This is a genomic window from Brevundimonas sp. (assembly GCF_023259385.1).
Taxonomy (GTDB): Bacteria; Pseudomonadota; Alphaproteobacteria; order Caulobacterales; family Caulobacteraceae; genus Brevundimonas.
The window spans coordinates 1-4,981 of the sequence record NZ_JAHFPF010000254.1; the positions used below are offsets into that span (position 1 = coordinate 1).

Sequence of the window (4,981 nt, forward strand, 5' to 3'; positions counted from 1 at the left end):
CGTTCAGGATGGTGGTCACATCGACCGGACGGGCCTCGGCGCGCTGAATGGGGGCGGGCGCGCGTTCCGGCGTGCGCTCGGACGGGGCGGGGGTGACGCGGGTCGGCTGCGGCGGCGCGGCGGCCAGGGCGGTGTAGGCGACCCCGCTGTCCTCGCCGTCCTCCGACGCGCCGGCCGAGGCGTACTGGACCGGGCCGGTGGCCTCGGGCCCGACGCCGAAGCCGCGCTGTTCGAAGAAGGTCTGGGCCACCTGGATGACCTGGCCGTTCGAGCGGGCGCGCTCGACCTCGAAGCCGGTGTCCATCAGGGCGGCGACGTGGGCGTTGCGGCTGGCCGTCGAGCGGCCGCCCAGGACGACGGTGATCAGCCGGCGGCCGTCGCGCACCGACGAGGCCGCCAGGTTGTAGCCCGAGGCGTTGGTGTAGCCGGTCTTCATGCCGTCATAGCCGTTGCCGGAATGGAGCAGGCCGTTGGTGTTGCGGTAGTCGCGCCCGTTGTAGGCCCAGTCGTGCAGGCCGAAATACCGATAGTACTGCGGATAGTCGCGCATGATGGCGCGGGCCAGGATGGCCAGGTCGCGGGCCGAGGTCAGCTGGCGCGCGTCGGGCAGGCCGTTGGCGTTGACGTAGCGCGTCTGGGTCATGCCCAGCTCCTGCGCCTTCAGGGTCATCTGGGCGGTGAAGCGGGCTTCCGAGCCGCCGATATGCTCGGCGATGGCCACGGCCATGTCGTTGGCGCTGCGCACCGCCGTGGCCTTCATGGCGTCGTCCAGGGTGATGGTCTGGCCGGCGGCGAGGCCCAGCTTGGACGGCGGCTGGCTGGCGGCGTGGGGCGACACGGTCAGGACGTCGTCCGGCTTGACCCGGCCCTCGGCCAGCGCCTCGAACGTCAGATACAGGGTCATCACCTTGGTGATGGAGGCCGGGTAGCGGCGGCTGTCGGCATGGCGCGCGAACAGCACCTCGCCCGACTGGGCGTCCACCACGATGGCGGCGTAGCGCGCATTGTCGGCGGATTGGGCGACGAGGGGCGTGGCGGCGGGCGTCATCGCGATCGCGACGACCAGCATCAGCGAGAGCCATCCCCGGCGGAGCAATGCAGTCAACGGCAAGCGGCAAGCCTCACTAGTGTAGCGCGACGACGGCCCCCCGGCGTGACGCTGACATGAGGCTAACATGGGCGCGGGGGGTTTCATGAGGGTAAACAGGCCGTCAACAACTTTGTGAACCGTAGCGGGAACGCCGGTTCGTGAAAGTTTTGTGCAGTGCACAATCTCCCTTGACCCTTCTTCGCAGTTGCACCATATGAGCCTCGTCGCGACGGCTCCCCCGACGCGAGAAAAATAATCAGCGGCCCCCGCCGCCCAAGGTTCAGGAGAGACTTCCATGGCCGACAGCGCCGAAACCGTGAAGAAGACCGTCGAAACCGCCACCGCCAACGTCAAGGCTTCGGCCCAGACCGCGACGGCTCAAGCCGAGAAGATCCAGGCCGCCGGCGCCAAGGCCTTCCGCGAAGCCGCCGACAAGTCGGCCGCGGGCCTCGCCGAGCTGAACGCCGAAGGCAAGAAGAACCTCGAAGCCATCGTCGCCTCGGCCACCGCCGCCCAGAAGGGCGCCGAGACCCTGTCGGCCGCCTCGCTGGCCTACGGCAAGAAGTCCTGGGAAGACGGCGTCGCCGCCGCCCAGTCGCTGACCGCCGCCCGTTCGATCCAGGAACTGCTCGAGCTGCAGACCGCCTGGGCCAAGACGGCGACCGAAGCCTACCTGGCTGAAGTCACCAAGGCGACGGACGTGCTGACCGCCTCGGTCAAGGACAGCTTCAAGCCGATCAACGAGCGCGTCACCGCCTCGGTCGAAAAGTTCCAGGCCGCCCGCTAAGGCGACCTCGCTTTCAGTAAGCGTACCGAAGGCCCCGGTGGAAACGCCGGGGCTTTTTTCGCGTCCGTTCGAGCCGACCCTCAAGCCTTTCGCACCGGCTGACGCAGCAGCGTCCTGAGCTTCGCCGCCGGGGTCTTTCGCGGGTCGCTGAGATAGACCTCGTGATGCCGTCCGGCGAACTCGTAGCCGCCTTGGGGCATGATCTCGTCGTGCAGCCTGGCCAGCAGCGGGCCTTCATCATCGTAGCTCCCGACATGCAGGGCCTGGAGGCAGAGGCCCTCTCGCAGCGTCTCGGGCCGCAGCGTGGCGGCAAGCTCGATCCCCTTGTCCCTGCTGCGGGCGACGGCCTGCTCGAACATCGGCTGATCCAGGTCGTCGGGGACCATGATCATCATCGTCCAGTCCCACTCATGCTTGCGCCGCGCCGTGAAGCTTTCGGGGTTCGGCGCGGACCAGAGACCCTCGAGCGGCGGCACGACGAAGTCGCGCCCCTTGGCCTTGCACATGAACTTGGCCGCATAGGCCGTCGCGTACAGGCTCTCGACCGCGCGCCCGTACTCCGGCGCCGCATTCGGATCGCCGTGGCCGTCCACCATGAGATAGGCGACCGGAGGCGCCTCGATGAGCGTGAAACGATTGAGCGGGGCGCTGAACAGGTCCTTCCGGGCCTTCTTCAGGTCGAGTTTGTCCATTCGCCGCTCCTGCGTTCGGGTTCGCCGAAACTATCCCACGGGCGCGGCCCCGTTCACGTCAGCAGGGCAGGCGGCGCGCGCCTATTCCGACGCTGGGCCGTGGTCGTAGCTGAACACCCGGGCCAGTTTCCAGCGGCCGTCCTCCAGCTTCCAGATCTGGCTGAATTTGGCGCGTCCGGCGAGCACCTCGGCGTTGTCGCCCTGGGCCTCGTAGAACAGGTGCTCGCCCGTCTCGACGGCGCCGTAGGCGTTCATCCGGTAGATATGCAGCGTGCCCGGTACGATCTCGCGGCGGGTCCTCCAGCCGCCGGGCGCGCGCCGGGCCTCGCATCGGGTGCGGTACTGGTCCACGAAGGCCGCGCCGGTCGTGACCATCAGCCCGCCGCGGTCGTCGAAGAACTCGAAATCGTCGGTCACCATGGCTGCCAGCCGGTCCGGATCGCAGCCCTCGAAGAACAGTTCGAAGAAGGCCGCGTCGCTGGCCGTCACGGCCTCGGTCAGGGCCGGGCCCTGCGGGATCTCCGCCGACTGGGTCTGCAGCAGGGCCGTGATGGCCAGGGCGATGAGTGGGGACATGGAACCTCCGCGACGGCGCATCCGGCCGAGGGGGAGCATCGCGCGCACGGGCCGCAAGGTCCCGTGAATCTTCGGTCATTCGCCCCTACGTCCGATCCTGACGCATGGCCGTGTCATCCTGCCGGGCATGATCAGCCAGTTTCTCCTCGATGACGGCTCTGCGGACATGCCGGCGATCCATCGTTTCGCCGTGGTCCAGGCGGCGGCAGCCCGTCGTCAGGGTCGCCCCTGCGCCGCCCGCGACTGGGGCCGCGTCGTCACCAAAGCCCTGCGCGCCCTGCGTTTCGCCGCCCGCCTGAAGGCCGGACGGTTGCGCGACGATCCGCACTCTTCGCACTCGATTTTTCTGGACCGCCGGAGAAAGGTTCGGAGCCTGTCGTTCCGACCGCCGCGCCCGATCCCGACCGCCGCCGGACCTTCCGCGAGGGGCGAAGGCGACGATGAGGCGCCTCCAAAAACTGAAATTCGCACACAGCCTACCTCTCCATCGCCCGTTCAAGGCGATGGGGAGGACAGATCGCGCCAGCGATCAGGAGGGGGCGGCGCAGGCGTTGGATGCCGGCCCGCCAATCCCCTCTGTCCGCGCCGCCCCTTCCTGGTCGCCGCTGACGCGCCGACCCGTCCTCCCCATCCGCCTTCGCGAATGGAGAGGTGAGCGGTTCGGCGCCTCTCTCACGTAAGCTGTGACTTGCCGCATCTACAAAAGCGGCGGACACTTCCTATCTGTCCTTCCGACTCCCCCAAAACCGGACAACGAATGCCGCCGTCACGCAAGATCGGCGATCAGGGCGAGGGCTCCGGCTCCGCGACGATCACCGAAACAAGGCCGAAACTTCAGAAGCCCTCGCTCTATCGGGTGCTGATCCTGAACGACGACTACACGCCGATGGAGTTCGTTATCTACGTGCTGGAGCGGTTCTTCCAGAAGAGCCGCGAGGACGCGACCCGCATCATGCTGCATGTGCACCAGCATGGCGTCGGGGTCTGCGGTGTCTTCACCTATGAGGTGGCCGAAACCAAGGTCGCCCAGGTGATCGAGACCGCCCGCCGCCACCAGCACCCGCTTCAATGCACGATGGAAAAGGACTGAGAGGAACCTCCATGCCTTCGTTTTCCCGTCCTCTCGAAGAGACCCTGCACCGCGCGGTGCACTACGCCAACGAGCGCCGGCATGAATACGCCACGCTCGAGCATCTCCTGCTGGCCCTCGTGGATGATCCCGACGCGGCCAATGTGATGACGGCCTGCAACGTCGATCTGACGGCGCTGAAGACCGCCCTGACCCTGTATGTCGACACCGACCTGGCCGCGCTGGCGACCTCGGACGGCGACGACGCCAAGCCGACCGCCGGCTTCCAGCGCGTGATCCAGCGCGCGGTGATCCATGTCCAGTCCTCGGGCCGCGAGGAAGTCACCGGCGCGAACGTGCTGGTGGCCATCTTCAGCGAGCGCGAGAGCCACGCCGCCTACTTCCTGCAGGAGCAGGACATGACGCGGTACGACGCGGTCAACTTCATCGCCCACGGCATCGCCAAGAAGGCGGGCGCGGGCGAGACCCGTCCGGCCAAGACCGGCGGCGCCAGCCCCGAGGACGCCGAGGACGCCGCCGCCGCCAAGACCGGCGGAGAGGCGCTGGAGGCCTATTGCGTCGATCTCAACGAGAAGGCCCGCAAGGGCAAGATCGACCCGCTGATCGGCCGCCACGCCGAGGTCGATCGGGCGATCCAGATCCTGTGCCGCCGGACCAAGAACAACCCGCTGCTCGTCGGCGAACCCGGCGTCGGCAAGACGGCCATCGCCGAAGGTCTGGCGCTGAAGATCGTCAAGGGCGAGGTG

Annotated in this window: 7 protein-coding genes; 3 read left to right on the forward strand and 4 right to left on the reverse strand. The window is 67.9% G+C overall.

Annotated elements, in window-relative coordinates; all coding sequences use genetic code 11:
• Nucleotides 1-1,069: D-alanyl-D-alanine carboxypeptidase family protein (locus Q0C81_RS15905; RefSeq protein ID WP_291840129.1), on the reverse strand; the 1,069-nt coding region annotated here is incomplete at its 3' end.
• A 316-nt stretch (nt 1,070-1,385) separates the two neighbouring features.
• Between Q0C81_RS15905 and Q0C81_RS15910 the strand changes: the two genes are divergently transcribed.
• Nucleotides 1,386-1,877, forward strand: a complete 492-nt coding sequence (locus Q0C81_RS15910; RefSeq protein ID WP_291840132.1) for a phasin family protein — start codon at nt 1,386-1,388, stop codon at nt 1,875-1,877.
• 80 nt (nt 1,878-1,957) lie between these two features.
• On the opposite strand, the gene Q0C81_RS15915 is transcribed toward Q0C81_RS15910, so the two are convergent.
• From Q0C81_RS15915 to Q0C81_RS15925, 3 genes are all read right to left on the reverse strand, one after another.
• Nucleotides 1,958-2,569: a GyrI-like domain-containing protein gene (locus Q0C81_RS15915; protein WP_291840135.1), complete on the reverse strand. Its 612-nt coding sequence runs from the start codon at nt 2,567-2,569 to the stop codon at nt 1,958-1,960.
• 81 nt (nt 2,570-2,650) lie between these two features.
• Nucleotides 2,651-3,145 (reverse strand): nuclear transport factor 2 family protein, encoded by a 495-nt coding sequence (locus Q0C81_RS15920; RefSeq protein ID WP_291840138.1) that lies wholly within the window; start codon nt 3,143-3,145, stop codon nt 2,651-2,653.
• 85 nt (nt 3,146-3,230) lie between these two features.
• Nucleotides 3,231-3,473, reverse strand: a complete 243-nt coding sequence (locus tag Q0C81_RS15925) for a hypothetical protein (protein WP_291840141.1) — start codon at nt 3,471-3,473, stop codon at nt 3,231-3,233.
• A gap of 429 nt (nt 3,474-3,902) precedes the next feature.
• Between Q0C81_RS15925 and clpS the strand changes: the two genes are divergently transcribed.
• Together clpS and Q0C81_RS15935 are read left to right on the forward strand one after the other, a co-directional pair.
• On the forward strand, nt 3,903-4,235 hold the full coding sequence (clpS, locus tag Q0C81_RS15930; protein WP_291840144.1) for an ATP-dependent Clp protease adapter ClpS: 333 nt from the start codon (nt 3,903-3,905) through the stop codon (nt 4,233-4,235).
• Between the two features lie 11 nt (nt 4,236-4,246).
• Nucleotides 4,247-4,981 (forward strand): Clp protease N-terminal domain-containing protein (locus Q0C81_RS15935; RefSeq protein ID WP_291840146.1); only part of this gene is annotated, 735 nt, incomplete at its 3' end.